The organism is Micromonospora sp. CPCC 205546, assembly GCF_036902715.1.
In the GTDB taxonomy this organism is placed as follows: Bacteria; Actinomycetota; Actinomycetes; order Mycobacteriales; family Micromonosporaceae; genus Micromonospora.
Genome location: NZ_JBAKHL010000016.1, coordinates 64,456 through 85,484, shown reverse-complemented (window position 1 = coordinate 85,484; position 21,029 = coordinate 64,456). Strand labels below are relative to the sequence as shown.

Here is a 21,029-nt window from a genome sequence, read left to right as displayed (position 1 = left end):
GGCGCTCAGAGCGCGTCGGGCCGGTCGAGCGCCGGATGCCGTTCACCGGCGGCGGCGTGCCACACGGGGGCGTCCTCGGGCAGCGCGGTGTCGATGCGCAGCCGCGCCCACTCGTCGATCTCCGGCAGGTCGGCCGGGTCGAACCAGGCCACCTCGGTGGACTCGTCGTCGTTGACGCGCGGCTCGCCGCCCACCGCCCGGCAGCGGAACCAGACGTTGAGGTACTCGCAGGCGTCGCCGTTGGGGTAGACGACGCGGTGCGTGGCGAGGCCGGCGACCCGCTCGACGCGCACGTGCACGCCGGTCTCCTCGTACACCTCCCGCAGGACCGCGTCGGCGGGTTGCTCGCCGGGGTCGATGACGCCGGCGGGCACCGACCAGCGGCCGTTGTCGGCGCGCCGGGCCAGCAGCACCCGCCCGGTGTCGTCGCGCACGACCGCGCTGACCCCGGGCAGCAGGAGCAGGTCGTGTCCGACGTGGGCGCGCAGCCGGGCGACGTACGGGGAGATGGCCACGTCGGCCACGCTAGCCGGTGGTGTCGCGGTGCCGGCGACGCATCCCGGCGGCCAGTGGCGCGGCGTCCAGGTCGCCGGCGGCGATCCGGGCGGCGACGGTACGGCGCACGAGCCGGTCGGCCAGCGCCGGCGCGTGCCGGCCGAGGGCCAGCTCGAGGCACCCCCGCCGGGTGGTGGCCACGTCGCGCGGCGCCCTGCGGGCGGTGGCGGCGCGCAGGATCGCCGCGACGACCCCCTGCACCGGTTCCGGGCGGGACACGCCCCGCAGGGACAGCCCGGCGTCGGCGGTGCTGTCGTGGATGGGCGAGGCGACCATGCTCGGGTAGACGACGCTCACCCCGACGTGGGTGCCCACCTCGTGGCGCAGCGCGTCGGCGTAGGCGACCAGGGCCCGTTTGCTGACCCCGTACGCGGCGGCCAGGGGCAGCGGCATCAGGGCCATCCGGCTGGCCACGAAGACCACCCGGCCCCGGGCGGCCTCCAGGGCGGGCAGCGCGGCGGCGGTGGTCCGCCAGGCGGCGAGCAGGTTCACCTCCAGCTGTCGGCGCACCACCTCGTCGGGTGCCAGCTCGGCGGGGGCGGGGCCGCCGACACCGGCGTTGTTGACCAGCAGGTCCAGCCCGCCGAGGCGGTCCACGGCGGCGGCGACCGTGGGCGCCACGGCGGCGGGGTCGGTCAGGTCGCAGCCGAGCACCGGCACGGCGTCGGCGCGGCCCTCGACGTCGAGGGTGCCCGGCTCGCGGTCGACGCCGACGACCCGTGCCCCGGCGACGGTGAACGCGGCGCACAGGTGCCGGCCGAAGGTGCCGCTGGCCCCGGTGACCAGCACCCGGCGGCCCCGCAGCGCGCTCACGCCGTGGCCCCGGTGGCGCGGGCGCGGCGGGCGCCGGCGGCCAGTTCCCGCCTCAGCTCGGCCAGGTACGCGTCGAAGTCCACCCGCATCGCGGGTCGCCGCTGGCCCCAGCGGGCGGTGGCGGCGCGCAGCTCGGCCCGGCAGGCGGCGCGCTGTGCGTGCGGCTCGGGCAGGGCGTAGCGGCCCGACAGCTGCGCCGCGACCAGCTTGGCCTGGGCCTCGACCAGCGGGAACGCGGCGCCGGTGGACTGCATCAGCCCGACGAACGCCAGCCCGGGCACGTCGAGGTGGAACACGTGCCGGTACAGCGGCAGGGTGTCCGCCCCGTCGCCGAGCAGCGCGGGGTCGAGGAACCCGATCTCCACCCGGTAGCCGGTGCACCAGATCACCAGGTCGACCTCGTCGACGCGGCCGTCGGTGAAGGTGACGCGCCGGCCGTCGAAGCCGGCGATGCCGCGGCGGGGCTCGATCTCGCCGTGGGTGAGCCGCGACAGCAGCCCGTCGGAGAGCGTCGGGTGGTCCTGGAGGAAGCCGTGGGCGGGGGCGGGCAGGCCGTAGCGGGCGGGTGGGCCGACGGTCGCGGCGAGCAGGCGCTGGGTGATGCGCTGGCGCAGCCGCCACGGCAACCGTCGGGCCAGGGCGCCGTTGAGGGTGTCCGACGGGCGGCCCAGGAGGTGTTTCGGCACCACCCAGACGCCCCGGCGCAGCGACAGCAGGGTGCGCCGGGCCGCGTACGAGGAGTCCACGGCGATGTCCATGGCGGAGTTGCCGCCGCCGACGACCAGGACCCGCCGGCCGGCGAGCTGTTCGGGCCCCCGGTAGGCGTGGCTGTGCAGCTGCTCGGCGGTGCAGTCGCCCGCGGGGGCGGGGTCGGGTGGTTTCGGCGCCCGGTTGTGGCCGTTGGCGACGACGACGGCGTCGACGGTGACCTCGACGGCGCCGTCGGGTCCGTCGGCGTGCACCGTCCACCGGCCGTCGCCGGTGGGAGCGACGCGGTCGACGGTGTGCCGCAGCCGCACGGCGTCGTGCAGCCCGAAGCGGTCGGCGTAGTCGGTGAGCCAGCCGGCGACGCGGACGTGGTCGGGATAGTCCGGCCAGTGCGCCGGCATCGGGTGGTCGACGAACTCGGTGCGCGCCTTGCTGGTGTTCAGGTGCAGGGTCCGGTACGCGGGCGAGCCGGGCGCCCCGTACACCCACAGGCCGCCGACCCGCTCGGCCGCCTCGAAGGCGACGGCGGGCACGCCGACGTCGGCGAGGGCCTTGAGGGTGGCCAGTCCGGCCGCGCCCGCGCCGATGACCGCCACCTTCGGCTGCGCACCCATCGTCGACTCCTCACCGTTAATCCAACGTGCGTTGGATAATGGCCCGGTGCGCCTCGGCGCGTCAAGGCGTCGCCGGCCCGTACAACCCGTCGAGGAGGCGGTGCACGAACGCGCGGAACTCCCGCCGCTGCCGCGCCTGCGACCCCCCGCCGGCGGCCAGGGCCACCACGTGCCCGTGCACCGCCCACACCAGGCTGCGCACCGTCACGTGCGGCGCCGGCTCGACCAGCGCCCCGGCCGCCGCAGCGGCGGTGAGCAGGTCGGCGACGAGCCGGTACAGCGGGGCCGCGTACCGCTCGTCGAGCTCGGCGTGCCGCTGCGGCTCCAGCCAGCGGCGCAGCCACAACGCGGTGGTCTCCGGCCGGTCCTCCAGGAAGTCCACGAACACGTCCACCAGGTCGTGCAGCGCGCGGCGCACCTCGCCCGGCCCGCTGTCCAGCGCCTGCCGGGCGCGCCCGGCCGCCGCCTCGAGCACCTCCCGCTCGGCGGCGAAGACCCGGGCGAAGCAGGCGTCGTAGAGCTGCGCCTTCGTACCCGTGTGGTGCGAGACCGTGGCGACGTCCACGCCGGCGGCCGCCGCGACCTCCCGCAGCCCGACGGCGTCGAAGCCGCGCCGGGCGAACAGCGCGGTCGCGGCGGTGAGCACCACCTCGCGGGTGGCGCGGGTCTCCTCGCGGCGGGGCCGCCCGGGTCGGCGGCGGGGCATGGTCATGGCCGCCATTCTGCCCCTACAATCCAGCATCCGTTGGATTGCGGGCGGTGTGCCCGCCGAGGAGGCCGCCATGACCGGGCTCGACCAGCAGCAGGCCGGCACCGACACCACCGTCCTGCCCCGCGGGCCGTTGGTCGGCTTCGCCGCCGGCTCCCTCGGCATGGGCGTCTGGGTGACCGTCCCCGGTCTGCTGCTGCTCTACTTCCTCACCGACGTGCTGGCCGTCGCCCCCTGGCTGGCCGGCCTGGCGCTGCTGCTGCCGAAGGTCGCCGACGTGCTGCTGCACCCCTGGATCGGGCACCGCTGCGACGTCGAGCAGGCACGCCGGGGCGACCGGCGGCGACTGCTGCTGCTCGGCTGTGCCCTGCCGCTCGCCTTCGCCACGCTGTTCGCCGTGCCCGGCGGCCTCACCGGCGCCCCGGCCGCCGCCTGGGTGGCGCTCGCCTTCGTCGCCGGCAACCTGCTCTTCGCCGCCTACCAGGTCCCCTACCTGGCCACCCCGGCCGACCTGCGGATCGGCTACCACGAGCGGACCCGCCTGATGGCCTTCCGGATGGTGGTGCTGACCCTCGGCATCCTCGTCTCCGGGCTGCTGGCGCCCCTGCTGGCCGGCGGCGAGGACGCCACCCGCGCCGGCTACCAGCGGATGGGCGTGCTGCTGGCCGTCGGGATGCTGGCCGCGATGCTGCTCGGGGTGGCCGGCATCGCCCGGCTGCGCCGGGCCGCCGCCGCGGCACCGGCACCGCACGGCGGGGGCTGGCGGGGGCTGGCCGTGGCGCTGCGCGACCGGCAGTTCCGTTGGCTGGTCGCCGCGTACCTGGCCATGTCCACCACCACCCACCTGGTGCTGGCCGCGGTGCCCTACTACGCCGAGTACGAGCTGGGCCGCCCCGGGCTGACCACCGTGCTGGTGGCGGCCTTCGTCGCCCCGGCGCTGCTGGTCACCCCCGCCTGGCTGGTGGCGGCCCGTCGGGTCGGCAAGCAGCGGGCGCTGCTGGGCGCGCAGGGCGCCTTCGCGGCCGGCTCGCTGGTGCTCGCCGTCGGCCGTCCCGCGGGGCTGCCCGTGCTGGTGGCCGCCGTGGCGGTGCTCGGCGTCGCGTTCGCCGGCATGCAGCTGCTGCCGTTCTCGATGGTGCCCGACGTCATCCGTGCGGGCGGCGGCGCCGCCGGCACCTACACCGGGGTCTGGACCGCCACCGAGGCCACCGGCGCGGCGCTGGGCCCGTGGGCGTACTCGCTGTGCCTGGCGGCGGGCGGGTTCGTCGCCTCCACCGCCGGCGAGGGCGTCACGCAGCCCGACGGCGCGTTGGACGCGATCCGCTGGGGCTTCGGGTTGCTGCCCGCCGCGGCGATGCTCGTCGCGCTGCTGCTGCAACGCCGCTACACCCTGGACCGCACGGCCCGCACGGCCGGCTGAGCCACCAGGCGCCGCGCCGGGCCACCCCCGGCCCGGCAGTAGACTGCGCCCTCGATGGACGCCGAGCCCACCCCCGCCGAGACCCGCCCCTGCGCCCACTGCGGACGCCAGGTGCCGCAGCGCGTCGGCGCCGGCCGGCCGTTCCGCTACTGCCGCGACAACGACGGCGCCTGCCAACGGGCCTCGCGCAACAGCCGGATGCGGCACCGCAACGCCCCCGGCCTGCCCGGTCAGGTGGCCCGCACCTGGGAGGCGGTGGACCGGCTGGAGCAGGTCGCGGAGACCCTCGCCGACGCCCTGCACGCCGAGCTGTCCCCGGTCGGGGTGGAACGCCAGCTCGCGCAGGCCCGTGCCGACGCTGCGACGCAGGTCGCGGCGGCCCAGACCGAACGCGACGAGGCCCGCCGCGACGCCGAGGACGCCGCCGCGGCCGCCGTCCGGGCCCGCGAGGAGGCCCGATCCGCCGCCGCCGAACGCGACGCCGCCCACGACGAGGCCCGGCGCGCCGCCGAGCGGGCCACGACCGCGGTCGAACGCGCCGACCGGGCGGAGGCCGCCCGCGACGACGCCCGCCGGCAGGCCAGCGCCGCGGAGGCCCTGCGCACCCAGGCCGAACGCGACCGCGACACGGCCCGCCACGAGCTGCGTGCGCTACGCGTCGAGATCGACGCCGAACGCCGCCGCACCACCGAACTCACCGGCGAACGCGACGCCGCCCGCGCCGACGCCGACCGGGCGACGCGCGCCGCCACCGAGGCCCTCGACCGCGCGCAGCGCCTGCACGCCGAGGCCGAGCAGGCCCGCGAGCGTGCCGGACAGGCCCGCGCCGAGGCCGACGCCGCCCGCGCGACCGCCGCCGAGGCCGACACGGCGCGGCAGCGCGCCGAAGCCGCCCACCGGGACGCCGAGACCGCCCGGCGACACGCCGAGGCGACCGCCGAGCAGGCCCGCGTGGAGCTGGCAGATCTCGCCGGCCGGCACGACACGCTGCGCGCCGACCTGGCCGTCGCGCGCGAGGCCGCGAGCGCCGCCGAGGGTCGCGCCGCCGAGTTGACCGTACGGCTGCGCGCCGCCGAGACCGACCGCGACGAGGCGCAGCGGCGTACCGCCCAGCTGGCCGACCAGGTCAGCCACCTCGCCGCCGCCCTGGCCAATCTCGGCGCCCCCGGCCCCACCCGGCAGCCCACCTGAGCACCCCGGACGGCGAGGCAGGCCACGGCCGCCACCAGCACGATCAGGACCACGACCGGTGAACACACGAGCGCGACGGGGAGCACCGGGACCCAGATCCGCACGTCGCACCCGTACGGTCACCGACCGCGGCATCACGCGCGGCCCTCCAGTTCGGCGACCGCCTGCTGCGCGGTGATCTCGCCGCGGCGCAGCCGCTCGATGACGTCGGCCCGCGACGGCGCCGGATCGGTCTCGACGAAGTCGAGCATCCGCGCGATCCGGTTCAGTCGTGACTTGACCGTCGGGTAGCTCACCCCGAAGATCCGCTCCATCTCCTTGATGGAGCCGTGGCACCGCTTGGTTCCGGCGTGGCCCAGCACCCGCCCGGCTCATCCCATGGGCGACGACCTGGCAGACGCGTCGGTGGCGGCGTCGGCGTAGCGACGGGCCAGCCGCGCGAAGGCGTCCCGGAGCTCGGCCGGACCGACGACCTCGATGTCGACGTCGAAACGGCCGATGGAGGCGGCCAGACCGACCCACGACCACGAACCCAGGACGAGCCGGCAGCGGTGCGGGCCGAGCTCCTCGACGAGCGCGTCGTGCAGGTACTGGGACACCACCGCGGCCGGCAGGTCGAGGATCACCTCCCCACGGCAGGGCCAGCCGTCGGCGCCCCCGGAGCCCCGGAACCGGCTGGTCACGAAGGCCGCCACGTCACCCCCGGGCAGCTCACGCGGCGTGAACCGGGGTCCGGTGGGGGTACGCGGGCTGATCCGGTCGGCGCGGAAGGTGCGCCAGTCCCCGCGGTCGAGGTCCCACGCCACCAGGTACCAGCGTCCGCCCCACGTGACGAGGTGGTGCGGCTGCACCCGACGCGGCGCAGGCAGCCCACCGCCGTCGTCGGCCTCGGGTGGGGTCACGGGGGTGTAGTCGAAGCGCAGCACCTCGCGGGCGTGCACGGCGGCGCCGAGCGCCATGAGCACGCCGCTGTCGACCTGCCGGGCCGCTCGCGTCGGGGACCGCTCGACGGCGGTTACCTGGAGGATGTCGATGCGGTGGCGCAGCCGGGCGGGCATGACCTGCCGGACCGTGTGCAGTGCGCGTGCCGCGGCCTCCTCGATGCCGGCGCCGGCGGTGGTGGCGCTCTGCAGCGCGATGGCCAGCGCCACGGCCTGCTCGTCGTCGAACAGCAGCGGCGGCAGCTGCGCACCGGCGGCGAGGCGGTAGCCACCGTCGGGTCCCTTGACGGCTGCGATGGGATAGCCGAGCTCGCGCAGCCGCTCGACGTCGCGCCGTACGGTGCGCGCGCTCACGTCCAACCGCGCCGCCAGCAGCGTCCCCGGCCAGTCCCGGCGGGCCTGCAGCAGCGACAGCAACGCCAGCAGGCGCGCGGAAGTTTTCGGCATTCCCCCATGGTGCCCGCAGAAGCGGACACATCCTGTCCGCTTCGGCTGCGAACGTAGGTCACGTGCCTACCGACGACAAGAAGGACCCGAACGCCGTGACCGACACCGCCACCGCCACGCCCCCGTCGACCCTCGACCCCGAGCGGGCCGACCTGCTCGCCGCACTCTCGACCGCCCGATCCGCCCTGACCGGCGCCGTCCGCGGCCTCACCGACGAGCAGCTCGGCCAGCGCCCGACGGTCAGCGCGCTGTGCCTGGGCGGGCTGATCAAGCACGTCGCGGCCATGGAGCGGTCGTGGCTGCGTTTCGTGGTCGAGGGCCCCTCGGCCATGTCCTTCGACCTGCCCGACGGGGTCACCTGGGCCGACATCACGGCCGGCAGGGTCCGCGAGGTGCCGCGGTGGCTCGTCGAGCACGAGGCCGGCTTCCAGATGCTGCCCGGCGAGACCCTGGCCGGGATCCTCGCCCACTACGCGCAGGTCGCCGCCCGCACCGAGGAGACCGTCGCCGCCGTCGCCGACCTGTCGACGACCCACCCGCTGCCGCCGGCACCGTGGCACGAGGTGACGGGGGTGCTCAGCGTGCGCGGGGCGCTGATGCACGTCATCGCCGAGACCGCCCAGCACGCCGGGCACGCCGACATCCTGCGCGAGAGCCTCGACGGGCAGCGGGCCACCTGAACGCCCCGCGTCCCGGCCACCCGAGCGGGAGCCGCCCGAACCCGTCCCGTGGATCCGCAGGGAAGACGTGCACCGATGACCGTTCTCGACAGCCGGGCGCTCAACCGCGCCACCCTGGCCCGGCAGCTGCTGCTCGACCGCGCCGACGTGCCGGTCCTCGACGCCGTCGCGCACCTGGGCGGCCTGCAGGCGCAGGAACCACAGGAGCCGTTCGTCGGGCTCTGGTCCCGGGTGCGCGGGTTCGACCCGGCGGCGCTGTCGAACCTGCTGACCGGCCGGCGCGTGGTGCGGATGCACCTCATGCGCCGCACCGTGCACCTCGTCACCGCCGACGACGCACTGGCGTGGCGGGCCCGCCACGCCGGCATGCTGCGCCAGCGGGTACTCGGGGTCTACCGTCACGAGCTCGCCGGCGTGGACCTCGACGAACTCGCGACGGCGGGCCGGGAGGTGCTGGCCGACGGCGGGCCCCGCTCGATGACCGGGCTCGCGCGGGCGCTCGCCGACCGATGGCCGGCACCGGGACCGAGGGCGCTGGGCGAGATGCTGCTCGCCGCCCTCGTCCCGGTGGTGCAGCTGCCGCCACGCGGGCTGTGGCGCACGACCGCAGGCGTACGCAACGTGCTGCTCTCCTCGTGGCTGGGCCGCGAGATCGACCCGCCGGCCCCGGCGGGCGGCGATCCGGTCGGCGAGGCGCTGGTGCGCCGCTACCTGGCCGCGTTCGGACCGGCCGCGACGGCCGACGTGCGCGCCTGGTGCGGCCTCGCCGGGCTGCCCGCCGCGGTGGCGGCGATCCGCGACGAGCTGGTCGAGTTCCGCGACGAGCGGGGGCGGCGACTGTGGGACCTGCCCGACGCGCCGCGCCCCGACGCCGACACGCCCGCGCCGGTGCGGTTCCTGCCGGCGTTCGACAACGCGCTGCTCGGCTACGACGACCGCAGCCGCATCGTCGACGACGCCCACCGGGGCCTGTCGGTGGCCGGCGAGCGTGTCGTCCTGGTCGACGGCCGGGTCGCCGCCACGTGGAGCGGCACGGCCGACACCGTGACCGTCACCCCGCTGCGCCGCCTCTCCCGCGCCGAGCGCGCCGCCGTCACCGGGCAGGGACGGTCGCTGGCGTCGTTCCTCTCCGACGACGCCGGCGGACGCGTACGCATCGCCGCGTCCACGCACTGAGCACCGCACCGCCCGGGGCAGCGGGGAGACCCGTCACCGGGCCATGATGCGGGGGTGGGAAAGACACATGAGCGCATCGAGGGGCGGCTGCGCACCTTCGTCGAGGAGCAGCCGCTGTTCTTCACCGCCACGGCCCCGCTGTCGGGTGACGGCACCATCAACCTGTCGCCCAAGGGGCTGCGTGGCTCGTGGGCGGTGCTCGACGCGCACACCGTGGCCTACCTGGACTTCGCGGGCAGCAACGCCGAGACGATCGCGCACCTGCGGGAGAACGGGCGCATCACGCTCATGTGGTGCGCGTTCGAAGGGCCACCGAACATCGTGCGGGTGCACGGCCGCGGCGAGGCGGTGTTCCGCGACGACCCCCGCTGGGCCGAGCTGACGGGGCACTTCCCGGACATCGACACCAGCGTCCACGGCCTGCGGGCGATCATCGTCGTACGCGCCGAACTGATCCGCGACACCTGCGGCTACGCGGTGCCGTTCATGTCCTACGACGCCGACCGCGACCTGCACGCCCGGCGCTTCGCCCGCGAGGACGACGCGTCGCTGAGCGACTACTTCGCCGGCAAGGACCACGTGGCGCGCAGCATCGACGGGCTGCCGGGTCTGCCCCTGCCGCTGCCACCGACCCCGCCGGGCTGACCCGACCGCCGGCCCCGGCTCTGCCGGCGTCGCGTCCTCCTCGGGCGCAGAAGCGCGCTCCGGGCCCACGGGCGGCCACCGGCGCGTCACCGGCCATCGCTGTGACGGTTGCGGGCGCGGCGGCTACCATCGCCGGTGGCAGCGCAGACGCCGCGCCAGCGGCGGCCCGGCCCGGGGCGCCCCCGCCAGGCGGCTGACATGGCCGGCTGGCATGGCCGGCTACCCTTGTGCAGGCCCGCCCGGCATCCGGGCGGGGAATGGCCCGGCGGGAACGGACCGTTACACCGAGTACACCAGCACCACGAACGAGGGGAAGTCGATCATGGGCGAGCGTATGCTGCGCGGAAGCCGTCTGGGCGCGGTCAGCTACGAATCCGACCGCAACACGGAGCTCGCGCCGCGTCAGACCCGCGAGTACCTCTGCGCCAAGGGCCACCAGTTCGAGGTTCCGTTCGCCGTGGACGCCGAGGTCCCCATGACCTGGGAATGCAAGTTCGACGGCAGCGTGGCCCGACTGGTCGACGGCAACGAGCCGGAGCAGAAGAAGGCCAAGCCGCCGCGCACCCACTGGGACATGCTGCTGGAGCGGCGCTCCATCGCCGAGTTGGAGGACATCCTCGCCGAACGGCTGCAGGAGGTCCGCACCCGCCGCGGCCGCGCCTGAGCCGCACGGACGCCACGGCGCCTCAGTTGCGGCCCGGTTCGACGATCTCACCCTCGATGGCCCGACCCTCGTCGACGATCGTCGGCTCAGCCACCGGCGCCGTGTCCGCCGACTGCGGGGCACCCCGACGCACCCGCACCCGCCGCGGCCCGAAAAGGTCACCCGCGACCATCGACGACACCCGCCGCTCCGCGGCCCGCTGCACCCCGCTGCGGGCCAGCCGACGCACCGGCGGCACCAGCAACAACACCCCCACCAGGCCGCTGAGCAGGCCCGGCAACGCCAGCAGCAGCGCGCCCAGCAGCCCGACGAGACCGTCGGTGACCTGCCGCCCCGGCGGCTGACCGGCCTGCGCGGAGACCTTGAAGCCACGCCAGGCGCGCATCCCCTCCCGCCGCAGCAGCACCAGCCCCAACAGCGACAGCGCGAACACCGCCAGCAGCGCCGAGCCGAACCCGACGGCCCGCCCCACCACGACGAACACCACCAGTTCCAGCAGCACCGCCCCCAGCAGGGCCAACGGCACAAACCTCAGTCCTCGGCGCATCTCACCCCACTCACCATCCGCGGCGCCCCGGCACGACACACCCGCGCGGGCGCCGGCGCCCCGTCCAGCATGACACGCCGCCACTCAGGGCCAGCGCACCTGACCGGTGGGGGTACCGTGCAGGCCCCGCCGCACCGCCAACCGCCGATCCTGCACACCCCACGCGGTGATCCGCCACAACGCCTCCGCCACGATCAGCGGGCTCATCTTGCTGCTGCCGCGCTCCCGCTCCGCGAACGTGATCGGCACCTCCACGATGCGCGCCCCCGACCGGTGCGCCAGCCGCGACAGCTCCACCTGGAACGAGTAGCCCTGCGAGCAGACCGACTCCAGGTCGATCTCGTCCAGGGCCGCCAGCCGGTACACGCGGTAGCCACCGGTGGCGTCCGACAACGGCATGCCCAACGCCAGCCGCGCGTACAGGTTGCCGCAGCGCGACAACAGCAGCCGCCGCAGCGGCCAGTTCACCAACCGCGCCCCGCTGGTCCACCGCGAGCCGATCACCACGTCGGCGTCGCGGGCCGCCGACAGCAGCGCCGGCAGGTCCTCCGGGGCGTGCGAGCCGTCGGCGTCCATCTCCACCACCGCGTCGAAGCCACGCCGGCGTGCCCACGCGAACCCCGCCAGATAGGCCGCGCCCAGACCCTGCTTGCCCTCGCGGTGCAGCACGTGCACCCGCCGGTCCGCGCCGGCCAGGGCGTCGGCGAGCGCACCCGTGCCGTCCGGGCTGTTGTCGTCGGCGACCAGGACCTCCACCGCCGGCGCCGCCCGACGCACCCGCGCCACGATCCGCGCCACGTTGTCGGCCTCGTTGTAGGTCGGAATCACCACGAGCACCCGACCCACCCCCGGATGACCGGTGTCCGCTCGGGTGCCGGTCGTCTCGCCCACCGTCGCCCCCCTCCGCCGGCGTACCGGCTGGTGTCACCCGGCGTGGTGCCGGCGGCGCAGCACGGCCGCGCCGACCAGGGACCCCACGGCCAGGGCGGCCAGCGCCACCTCCGGCCACAGCCCGACCCGGGTGGCCAGCGTGCGCCCGTCGTCCAGCCGCAGCTGCCGCACCACGACCGCTCGGGTGTTGAACCCGGTGGCGTCGCTTACCCGCCCGTCCGGGGCAACGAACCCGGACACCCCGACCGTGGAGGCCATCAACGCCGCCCGCCCGTGCTCCACCGCCCGCAACCGCACCATGGCCAACTGCTGGCGCGCCTCCGCCACGTCGAACGTGGCGTTGTTGGTCTGCACCACCAGCAGCTGCGCCCCGCCCGTCACGGTGTCGCGCACCACCTCGTCGTAGGCGACCTCGAAGCAGATCACGTCGCCCAGCACCGCCACCCCCGTACGCAGCACCCCCGGCTCGCTACCCGGCACGAAATCGGCGCGCACCCGGTCGACCTGCGTGCTGACCATCCGGGCCAGATCACGCATCGGCACGTACTCGGCGAACGGCACCGGATGCCGCTTCGTGTACAGCTGCTCCAGGTCAGGGCCGCCCCCCGGCCGCCACAGGATCCCGGCGTTGCGGACCTGACCGTCGCCCGGACCGCGCAGCACGGCGCCGACCAGGATCGGGGCGCCGACCGCGTCGGCGGCCTGCGAGATGCGCGCCCCCGCGTCGGTGTCGCGCAGCGGGTCGATGTCGCTGGAGTTCTCCGGCCACACCACCAGGTCGGGTCGGGGCCGCACACCGGCCGCCACCTGCCCCGCCAGCTCGATCGTGGCGTCGACGTGGTTGTTCAGCACCGCCTGCCGCTGGGCGTTGAAGTCCAGGCCGAGCCGCGGCACGTTGCCCTGCACGATCGCCACCGTCACCGCGTCACCACCGCCCACGGCCGCCACCGGCACCAGCAGCCCCACCACGGGCACCGCGACCGCCGCGGCGCTCAGCGCCGCGATCGGCGCCAGCCGCCGCGGCGACTCCCACGCCCGCCACAGCGCCACACCCACCAGCCCACCGACCAACGCCACCGCGAACGTCACCAGCGGCGCGCCACCCAGCGCCGCCAACCGCAGCAGCGGCGAGTCGCCCTGGCTGAACGCCAGGCGCCCCCACGGGAACCCGCCGAACGGGGTGCGGTCGCGCAGCGCCTCCTGCCCCACCCACAACACCCCGGTCACCGCCGGCCAACTCCACCGCACCCGGTCCACCAGCGGCGACACGTACGCGCCCGCCGCGCCCAGCAGCGCCACGTAGCCGGCCTGCAGCAACGACAGCAACACCCACGGCAGGTAGCCGGTGTGCAGATTCGTCCAGCTCAGCAGCGGCGCGAACAACGCCACACCGGTCAGGAAACCCAACCCCGCGCCCGCGCGCATCCGACGGCGGTGCGTCGCCGCGGCCAGCAACGCCACCCCCAGCGGCGCCAGCGGCCACAGCCCGTACGGCGGAAACGCCGCCAGCAACGCCAGGCCGGCCACCACCGCCATCGGCACAGCCACCGGCAACGGCAACGCCCGCCCGGCAGGCAGCCGGCTGTCGTCCCCGGCCGGCGCCGGCGCAGTCCCCACGATCACGGGCCGAAGGCTACCCGCCCGCACCGCCGGCACCCCGCCCGGCGCTGCGATACGACCCGTCGCGGCCCGTCCGGGCGAATCCTGCCCCACCCGCGCGCAGAAGGGGACCCGAACACAAATCGGGGCGCGGCTCGCGCCGCGCCCCGATGCTCCCAGGCCCTTCCCGGCCGGTGGGGCGAGAATGAGCTGCGCCGACCTTCGGACCGACCCGACGCGGACTGGCTGTCCCCGCCTGGCCGTTGTCTACTGGCCGTGCACCTCACCCTGCCCGTACACCGGTAACCGCGGCCGGTTCGCGCCGCCCCGCCGACCCCCGCCCGCTGGACCTGGCCGCCGCGACGCACTGCTCACATGTCGCTCGGCCAGCGGACGAAGGGACGAAGCGAACAACAGCCGCTTCCCGTAGTAGGACTCAAAGACGGTACGGCGTAGACCCCCGCCGCTGTCAACCCACCCGGGCCTGTCGTGTGATGCACCACGGCGTGTCGCGTCGGCGAGTCTCAATGCGTGGCCAGGTGCCGACGCAGCAACGCCACCGCCGCCTCCGGATGCTCCGCCGCCAGCAGCCCACCGGCGGCCAGCACGTAGTCGACGTCGACCACCGGCCGGGCCGCGCGCGGCAACGCCCACCCACCGGCGTGGTCTGCCAGCACCGCACCCAGCACCCCCGCCGCGTCCGCGTCCGCCGCGTGCCGCAGCACCCCACCGGACCCCACCATCAGCCGCACGTCCCGCAGATCCCGGCCGGCCCGCTCACCCGTGGCCACCCCCCGCGCGTGCCGGCGCAGCGCCACCGTCGCCGCCAAGGTTGCGATCCGGGCATCCACCGCCCGGTCCGCGTCCCCCGACGGCAGGAACCCCGGATCGCCGGCGCGCGCCGCCGCCCCCGCCGCCAGAGCGTCGCGCTCCGCGTCGGACAGCAACCGCTCCTCGTCGGCCGCCCGCACCACCCCCGGCGCGCTCCACCGCATCCCCAGGTCCCCCTCGACCGTACGGGCCCGCCACAGCGACCCCGCCACCTCCCGCCCCGGCCCGGTGGCCCGCTCGTCCGGCGTGAGCACCGAATACACGTCGGTCGTGGCACCACCCACGTCCACCACCACCAGATCACCACCCAGGGTGTCGGCCAGCACCTCCACCCCCGTCAGCACCGCGTCGGGGGTGGCCGCCCGCACCAGCCGCGCGAACCGCGACCCCCGCGACAGCCGCTTCCCCCCGATCACGTGCCGCAGGAACACCTCCCGGATCGCCGCCCGCGCTGACGCCGGCGCCAGCACCCCGATGCGCGGCAGCACGTTGTCCGCCACCGTCACCGGCACCCCCGCCCCCACCAGCACGGCGTGCAGCTCGTCGCGGACCACCACGTTGCCGGCCAGCACCACCGGCACCCGCCAGCGCGCCCTCGCCAGCCGCGTCGCGTTGTGCGTCAACGTCTCGGCGTCACCACCGTCGGTGCCGCCCACCAACAGCACCACGTCCGGGCGGGCCGCCCGCAACGCCGCCAGGTCCGCCGCACCGAGACGACCCGCCGCCACGTGCACCACGTTCGCGCCCGCCGACAAACCCACCCGCCGCCCCGCCTGCGCGGTCACCAGAGGCTCGTAGCCGATCACCGCCAGACGCAACCCACCACCGGCCGACGAACACACGTACCACGGCGCCCCACCCGCCACCAGGCCGGCCGTGGCCGCCGCCACCGCCGCATCCAGGCCGTGCAGCACGTCCGTGCCCACCGTCGTCGGCGCCGAGGCCGCCGCCGCCAACGCGCCACCGTCGAGATCCACCACCGCCACCTTCGTGTACGTGGACCCCACGTCGGCGCAGACCGCGTACCTCACGCCACCGGCGGAACGACCACCGTGCCGGTCGCCGTGACCGCCACGATCGGCTCGGCGAGCACCTCCGCGGCCGACTCACCCCGATCCGGACGCCCCCGGCACACCACCGCCGCCACGAAGTCGATCGTGCGGCTACGCGTACCCACCCGGGTCACCGTCGCCGTCACCTCCAACACGTCACCCGCCCGCATCGCCGCCCGGAACTGCACATCCGAGTACGACGCGAACAACCCCTCGTCGCCGTCGGTACGGATACACACCTCCGTGGCCACGTCCCCGAACAACCCCAACGCGTACGCCCCGTCGACCAGGTTGCCCGCGTAGTGCGCGTGCGAATACGGCACGTACCGCCGGTGCACGACCCTCAGACCGACCCGCGAATCACTCATGCCTTCGCCTTCTTCTCCGTGATCAACGCGTGCACCAGGAAACTCGCCACCTCACCCGGGGTCGTCCCCCGGCCGAAGATCCGATCCACGCCCAACTCGCCGGCCATCGACTCGTCGAAACGCGGCCCACCCACGATCAGCAACGGCCGACGCCCCGCCGGCATCGCCTCCCGGAACGCCGCAGACATCTCCCGCGTGTTGTGCAGATGCGCGTCGCGCTGCGTCACCACCTGCGACACCAGCACCGCGTCCGCGCGCTCCACCCGCGCCGCCTCCACCAACTCCGGCACACTCACCTGCGCCCCCAGGTTCGTGACCTTCAACTCCCGGTAGTACTCCAGGCCCTTCTCACCGGCGATGCCCTTGACGTTGAGGATCGCGTCGATGCCGACCGTGTGCGCGTCCGTGCCGATGCACGCCCCCACCACCGACAACTTGCGCCGCAACCGCCGCTTCACCACCGCGTTGACCTCCTTGGCGCTCAGCAGCGGGAAGTCACGCTCCACCACCTGCACCGCCGACAGGTCCACCAGATGGTTCACCCGCCCGTACACCACGAAGAACGTGAACCCGTCGCTCATCGGCTTCGCGTGCACCAGCATCGCTGGATCGATGCCCATCTTGTTCGCCAGCTGCACCGCCGCGCCCTCGGCCCGCTTGTCGTGCGACACCGGCAACGTAAACGACACTTGCACCATGCCGTCACCCGTGGTGTCCCCGTACGGCCGGACGATCTTCTTCCCGGCGTCCCCGCCGGCCTCGACGGCGCTCACGCCCGTGCCACCTCTCCACCCGCCACCGCCGGCGCCTCCAGGATCTCCGTGGCCGGATTGAAGTAGTCCGCCTCGTGCGCGGCCACCCCCGCCAGCCCCTTGCCCCGATCCGCCGGCCGCTTCATGATCCCGAACGTGCCCTCGGCGATCGCCGACAGCAACGACTGCTCACCGATGCGCTCCAGCAGGTCGATCGCCTCACCCAGCACCCGGTTGGCCCGCTGCTGGATGAACCCGCCCGGTGCCGGCACGAAGTCCTCGTGCAACCCACCGGCCGCACCCAGCACGTAGCGCACGTTCTGCAGGGCGATGTCCCGGTCCGACAACCACGGCGTCACCACCGCCTCGGTCATCATCCCCACCAGCAGGATCCCCTGCCCCGTCATCGTCCCCACCAGGTTGAAGAACCCGTCCAGCAGGTTCCCGCGGAACACGTCACCGGTCATGTGCTTCGTCGGCGGCATCCACTTCAGCGGCGCGTCCGGGAACAACTCCCGCGCCAACAACGCGTGCGCCAACTCCAGCCGGAACGACTCCGGCACATCCGGATTGATCTCGAACGCGTGCCCCAGCCCCAACTGCCAGTCCGCCAACCCCGCCTCGTGCGCGAAGAACTCGTTGAGCAACTGCGACACCGTCACCGTGTGCGCCTCGTCCACCGCGTCCGCCGTGGTCAGGTAGTTGTCCTCACCGGTGTTGATGATGATCCCCGCCCGCGCGTGCACCTGCCGCGAGAACCGCTGGTCCACGAACGTACGGACCGGATTGATGTCACGGAACAGAATCCCGTACATCGAATCGTTCAACATCATGTCCAGCCGCTCCAGGCCGGCCAACGTCGCCATCTCCGGCATGCACAGACCCGACGCGTAGTTCGTCAACCGCACGTAACGGCCCAACTCCCGCGACGACTCGTCCAACGCCGCCCGCATCAACCGGAAGTTCTCCTGCGTCGCGTACGTGCCCGCGAAGCCCTCCCGCGTCGCCCCCTCCGGCACGTAGTCCAGCAACGACTGCCCCGTCGAGCGGATCACCGCGATGACGTCCGCACCCGCCCGCGCCGCCGCCTGCGCCTGCGGAATGTCCTCGTAGATGTCGCCCGTCGCCACGATCAGATAGATCCACGGCCGCTGCTTCGGATCCCCGAACCGCTTCACCAGCCGGTCGCGCTCCGCACGCCGCCGGTCGATCGCCCGCACACCCGCACCCACCGCCCTGCGCGCCGCCTTCCGCGCCGCCGTGGCCGCCTTCCTCGTCGGCACCTCGAACCGCACCGACCCCGCCGCCGCCTTCTGCGCCAGCAACGTCACGTCACCGATCTGCTCCCGGGCGAGCGCGTCGAACACCGGCAACGCCACCCCGTGCCCCAACCCCACGTCCGCGACCACCGCGTCCACGAGCCGGTTCACCCACGGAATACCGTCCGGATCGGCACCACCCACCCCGGCCAGCCGCAGCACCGCCCGCTCCACCGACACCGTCGTGTGGCTGCGCGCCAGATCCACCACCGGCTGCCCCGCCCGGCGCGCCAACTCCCGAGCCCGCGCCACCAGCCGCGGATCCAGATCAAGCTTGCCCGTCACACCGTCACCCCACCCTGCCCCGCGACGGCGCCACACGCCGTGCCGATGCATCGCTCGCTCACGAAGACCCTTCCTCGAAGATCACGTCACCGCGCAACACCGTGCGCCGACACACCGGCAGCGGCGTCGGATCCTGCGGACCGCGCGCCTCCGGATCCTGCGCCAACAGCACCGGCAACCCCCGGTCCACACCCGCCGGCGTCGACCACACCGCGAACGTCGCCGGCGCCCCCAACGCCAACACACCCTCGTTGTCCAGACGCACCGCCCGCCAGCCGCCCCGCGTGTGCGCCGCGAACGCCGCCCGCACACTCATCCGCTGCGCCGGACTGTGATGCCACACCGCCGCCCGCACCGAACCCCACGGATCCAACGGCGTCACCGGCGAATCCGAACCGAACGCCAACGCCACCCCGACCCCGTGCATCGCCCCCATCGGGTTCGACTCCAACGACCGCGCCAGGCCCAGCCGCGACTCGTACATCCGACCCGCACCACCCCACAACCGGTCGAACGCCGGCTGCATGCTCGCCACGATCCCGTACTCCACGAACCCCGCGATCAACCGCTTGTTCATGACCTCCGCATGCTCGACGCGGTGCCGCGCCGCCCGCACCCGATCCGTGCCCAGCTTCTCCGCCGCCCCCGCGAACCCCTCCAGCACCGTCGCGATCGCCGCGTCACCGATCGCGTGGAAGCCACCCTGCACACCGTGCGCCGCGCAGTCCAACAGATGCTCCCGCACCTGCTCCGCACTCAGGTAACCGTGCCCGCAACCCCCCTCACCGTCCAGGTAGTCCCGCGACACGTGCGCCGTACGCGACCCCAACGCCCCGTCGGCGAACAGGTCACCGCCGGCCCCCACCGCACCCAACTCCCGGGCCCGCGCCGCACCCAGCAGCTCACCCCAGTACCCGTACACCTCCGCCACACCGTCACCCGACAACGCCAACAGACCCGTGAAATCCTCCTCGTCGGAGATCTCCGGACCACCACACTCGTGCACCGCCGCGACACCCAACGACGCCGCATGCGCCAACGCCGCCCGCTGCGCCGCCACCCGCTGCGCCCGCGTCACCGACGCGAACGCCGCCGCCCGCACCACGTGGTGCGCGTCGCGCCGCAACCAACCCGACGCGTCGTACCCGGCCGCCGACACCACCCGCGGACACGCCGCCAGCATCGCCGCCGACACCAGCGCCGAATGGATCGACGCCTGCGACAGATACACCCGCCGGCCCCCGGCCGCCCGGTCCAGCACCACCGCGTCCGGCAGCTCCGGCACCGGCCAGCTCGACTCGTCCCAGCCGTGCCCCAGCACCACCGCGTCCGACGGCAACCCCGCCGCGAACCCCGCCACCGCGTCCAACAACTCCGCCGCCGACCGCACCCCCGACAGGTCCAGCCCCGACAACGCCAACCCCGTGTCCGTGGCGTGCACGTGCGCGTCCACGAACGCCGGCGTCACCAACGCTCCGTCCAGATCCACCACCCGATCGGCGGCCGGCGCGTCCGCGTCCACCCCCAACCAGGAGATCCTGCCGTCGGTGACCAGCAGAGCCGTCGCGCTCGGATCGGCCGGGCAGTGCAGCGTCCCGCCGCGGTACAGAGTCGAGGGGTTCGTCATGACCATCAGTCTGCCGCCAGACGCGCCTCGAACAATGCCCGCACCCCCGACTCCGAGCGCAGCAGACCCAACGCGAACTCCGCGTGCCCCGGCACGTACCCGTTCCCGACCAGCATCGTCACGTCCGCCGCCAGGCCCTCCGCCCCCAACGCCGCCGCCGCGAAACTCGTCGCCATCGAGAAGAACACCACCGTGCCACCATCCGCCGTCGCCAACACCGCACCGTGCTCACAGCCCGGCACGTCCACACAGACCACCGTCACGTCCGCCGGCGCCCCCAACGCCGTCGTCACCGCCGTCGACAACGCCACCGGATCCCGGGCATCGGCCAACGCCACCGCGTCCGCCAGACCCACCGCCGCCAGCGCGTCCCGCTCCGCCACCACCGGCACCACCCCGACCGTACGGGCGGCGCCCGCCCGCCGCGCCGCCGCCAGCGACAGCGACCCGCTCTTACCCGCGCCACCGATCACCGCCACCCGCACCGGCGTCGGGTCCCCCGCCCGCTCCCGCTCCGCCACGTACCGCGACACCACCCGCGCCGTCAGCGCCGGCGCCCCGCACACGTCCAGCACCGCCAGGGACAACTGCGCATCGAGATCCGCCGGCAGCACCGCCGCGATCGACCGGGCGAACAGGATCGCGTACCCGTCGCACGGCACCTGCTCGCTGCGTCCGTCCCAGCGGGCCAACCCGTCGAGGATCGTCAGCGGCGTCAGCGTCAGCGACACCAGCGTCGCCACCCGCTCCCCCGCCTTCAAACCCAGCGGGGAACGCCGCCCCGCCTCCTCCACCGTGCCGATCAGCATCCCGCCCGACCCGGTCACCGGGTTCTGCATCTTCCCCCGGGCGGACACGATCTCGAGCACCTCGGCGCGGACCGCGTCGCCGTCCCCGCCGTGCTTCTCCCACAACTGCCGGAAGCTCGCCGCGTCGAGGTTCAACCGCTCCACCCGGATGCGCACCTCGTTCGGCGCGATCTCCGGGCGCGCATCCAGCCGCCACGCGGCCTGCGGCAGCACCCCCGCCGGTTCCACGACGCGGTGCAGACCCACCGGTGACGTCACGCGACCTCCCCTGTCATGCCGCTCGAAGCCCTGACCAGGACTCGCGTAGCGGGAAAACTTACGGCAGACTAATTTCTTCGCCGGATATTTTCCAGTAGCCTTCGGGGTCGCTGATCAACCGCACACAT

Annotated in this window: 20 protein-coding genes and 1 pseudogene; 6 read left to right on the top strand and 15 right to left on the bottom strand. The window is 74.6% G+C overall.

Features of this window, described 5'->3' with window-relative positions:
- Positions 1-5: 5 nt before the first annotated feature.
- From V6U77_RS11195 to V6U77_RS11180, 4 genes are all read right to left on the bottom strand, one after another.
- Entirely contained in the window at positions 6-515 is a 510-nt protein-coding gene (locus tag V6U77_RS11195) for an NUDIX hydrolase (RefSeq protein ID WP_334606190.1), read from the bottom strand.
- 10 nt (positions 516-525) lie between these two features.
- Entirely contained in the window at positions 526-1,368 is an 843-nt protein-coding gene (locus tag V6U77_RS11190; RefSeq protein WP_334606189.1) for an SDR family NAD(P)-dependent oxidoreductase, read from the bottom strand.
- Entirely contained in the window at positions 1,365-2,690 is a 1,326-nt protein-coding gene (locus V6U77_RS11185; protein ID WP_334606188.1) for a flavin-containing monooxygenase, read from the bottom strand. The genes V6U77_RS11190 and V6U77_RS11185 overlap by 4 nt, the downstream gene beginning before the upstream one ends.
- A gap of 61 nt (positions 2,691-2,751) precedes the next feature.
- Positions 2,752-3,402 (bottom strand): TetR/AcrR family transcriptional regulator, encoded by a 651-nt coding sequence (locus V6U77_RS11180; protein ID WP_334606187.1) that lies wholly within the window; start codon positions 3,400-3,402, stop codon positions 2,752-2,754.
- 70 nt (positions 3,403-3,472) lie between these two features.
- Between V6U77_RS11180 and V6U77_RS11175 the strand changes: the two genes are divergently transcribed.
- Together V6U77_RS11175 and V6U77_RS11170 are read left to right on the top strand one after the other, a co-directional pair.
- On the top strand, positions 3,473-4,819 hold the full coding sequence (locus V6U77_RS11175) for an MFS transporter (RefSeq protein ID WP_334606186.1): 1,347 nt from the start codon (positions 3,473-3,475) through the stop codon (positions 4,817-4,819).
- Between the two features lie 54 nt (positions 4,820-4,873).
- Positions 4,874-6,010: a hypothetical protein gene (locus tag V6U77_RS11170; protein WP_334606185.1), complete on the top strand. Its 1,137-nt coding sequence runs from the start codon at positions 4,874-4,876 to the stop codon at positions 6,008-6,010.
- A gap of 134 nt (positions 6,011-6,144) precedes the next feature.
- Here the strand turns inward: V6U77_RS11170 and V6U77_RS11165 are convergent, their stop codons facing one another.
- The gene (locus tag V6U77_RS11165; RefSeq protein WP_334606184.1) at positions 6,145-6,372 is read right to left on the bottom strand and encodes a DUF2089 family protein; all 228 of its coding nucleotides are present in this window, start codon (positions 6,370-6,372) and stop codon (positions 6,145-6,147) included.
- A gap of 9 nt (positions 6,373-6,381) precedes the next feature.
- The gene (locus V6U77_RS11160) at positions 6,382-7,398 is read right to left on the bottom strand and encodes a helix-turn-helix transcriptional regulator (protein WP_334606183.1); all 1,017 of its coding nucleotides are present in this window, start codon (positions 7,396-7,398) and stop codon (positions 6,382-6,384) included.
- A gap of 62 nt (positions 7,399-7,460) precedes the next feature.
- Between V6U77_RS11160 and V6U77_RS11155 the strand changes: the two genes are divergently transcribed.
- The 4 genes from V6U77_RS11155 (at position 7,461) to V6U77_RS11140 (ending at position 10,563) form a co-directional block, all read left to right on the top strand.
- A complete protein-coding gene (locus tag V6U77_RS11155) occupies positions 7,461-8,078 on the top strand; it encodes a DinB family protein (RefSeq protein ID WP_334606182.1) in 618 nt (205 codons plus the stop codon).
- A 75-nt stretch (positions 8,079-8,153) separates the two neighbouring features.
- Entirely contained in the window at positions 8,154-9,254 is a 1,101-nt protein-coding gene (locus V6U77_RS11150) for a winged helix DNA-binding domain-containing protein (RefSeq protein WP_334606181.1), read from the top strand.
- Between the two features lie 54 nt (positions 9,255-9,308).
- Positions 9,309-9,899 carry a pyridoxamine 5'-phosphate oxidase family protein gene (locus V6U77_RS11145; RefSeq protein ID WP_334606180.1) on the top strand — a complete coding sequence of 197 codons (591 nt, stop codon included), beginning with the start codon at positions 9,309-9,311 and terminating at the stop codon, positions 9,897-9,899.
- 322 nt (positions 9,900-10,221) lie between these two features.
- Positions 10,222-10,563: an RNA polymerase-binding protein RbpA gene (locus V6U77_RS11140; protein ID WP_091636146.1), complete on the top strand. Its 342-nt coding sequence runs from the start codon at positions 10,222-10,224 to the stop codon at positions 10,561-10,563.
- A 22-nt stretch (positions 10,564-10,585) separates the two neighbouring features.
- Here the strand turns inward: V6U77_RS11140 and V6U77_RS11135 are convergent, their stop codons facing one another.
- The 9 genes and pseudogenes from V6U77_RS11135 to V6U77_RS11095 form a co-directional block, all read right to left on the bottom strand.
- Positions 10,586-11,110 carry an FxsA family protein gene (locus V6U77_RS11135; RefSeq protein WP_334606179.1) on the bottom strand — a complete coding sequence of 175 codons (525 nt, stop codon included), beginning with the start codon at positions 11,108-11,110 and terminating at the stop codon, positions 10,586-10,588.
- A gap of 84 nt (positions 11,111-11,194) precedes the next feature.
- The gene (locus V6U77_RS11130) at positions 11,195-12,001 is read right to left on the bottom strand and encodes a polyprenol monophosphomannose synthase (RefSeq protein WP_334606178.1); all 807 of its coding nucleotides are present in this window, start codon (positions 11,999-12,001) and stop codon (positions 11,195-11,197) included.
- Positions 11,997-13,675, bottom strand: a pseudogene (gene lnt, locus V6U77_RS11125) (apolipoprotein N-acyltransferase); the annotation flags it as partial. The pseudogene lnt and the gene V6U77_RS11130, both read right to left, overlap by 5 nt.
- 449 nt (positions 13,676-14,124) lie before the next feature.
- Positions 14,125-15,462 carry a glutamate mutase L gene (locus V6U77_RS11120; protein ID WP_334606177.1) on the bottom strand — a complete coding sequence of 446 codons (1,338 nt, stop codon included), beginning with the start codon at positions 15,460-15,462 and terminating at the stop codon, positions 14,125-14,127.
- A complete protein-coding gene (locus tag V6U77_RS11115) occupies positions 15,459-15,851 on the bottom strand; it encodes a hotdog domain-containing protein (protein ID WP_334606176.1) in 393 nt (130 codons plus the stop codon). Before V6U77_RS11115 ends, V6U77_RS11120 begins: the two co-directional genes overlap by 4 nt.
- Positions 15,848-16,624, bottom strand: a complete 777-nt coding sequence (locus V6U77_RS11110; protein ID WP_442934413.1) for an OAM dimerization domain-containing protein — start codon at positions 16,622-16,624, stop codon at positions 15,848-15,850. The genes V6U77_RS11115 and V6U77_RS11110 overlap by 4 nt, the downstream gene beginning before the upstream one ends.
- A complete protein-coding gene (locus V6U77_RS11105; RefSeq protein WP_334606175.1) occupies positions 16,621-18,207 on the bottom strand; it encodes a lysine 5,6-aminomutase subunit alpha in 1,587 nt (528 codons plus the stop codon). Before V6U77_RS11105 ends, V6U77_RS11110 begins: the two co-directional genes overlap by 4 nt.
- Before the next feature lie 58 nt (positions 18,208-18,265).
- The gene (locus V6U77_RS11100; protein ID WP_334606174.1) at positions 18,266-19,834 is read right to left on the bottom strand and encodes an amidohydrolase; all 1,569 of its coding nucleotides are present in this window, start codon (positions 19,832-19,834) and stop codon (positions 18,266-18,268) included.
- 5 nt (positions 19,835-19,839) lie between these two features.
- Complete coding sequence (locus V6U77_RS11095) at positions 19,840-20,889, bottom strand: zinc-binding alcohol dehydrogenase (RefSeq protein ID WP_334606219.1); 1,050 nt, start codon at positions 20,887-20,889, stop codon at positions 19,840-19,842.
- Between the last annotated feature and the right edge of the window lie 140 nt (positions 20,890-21,029).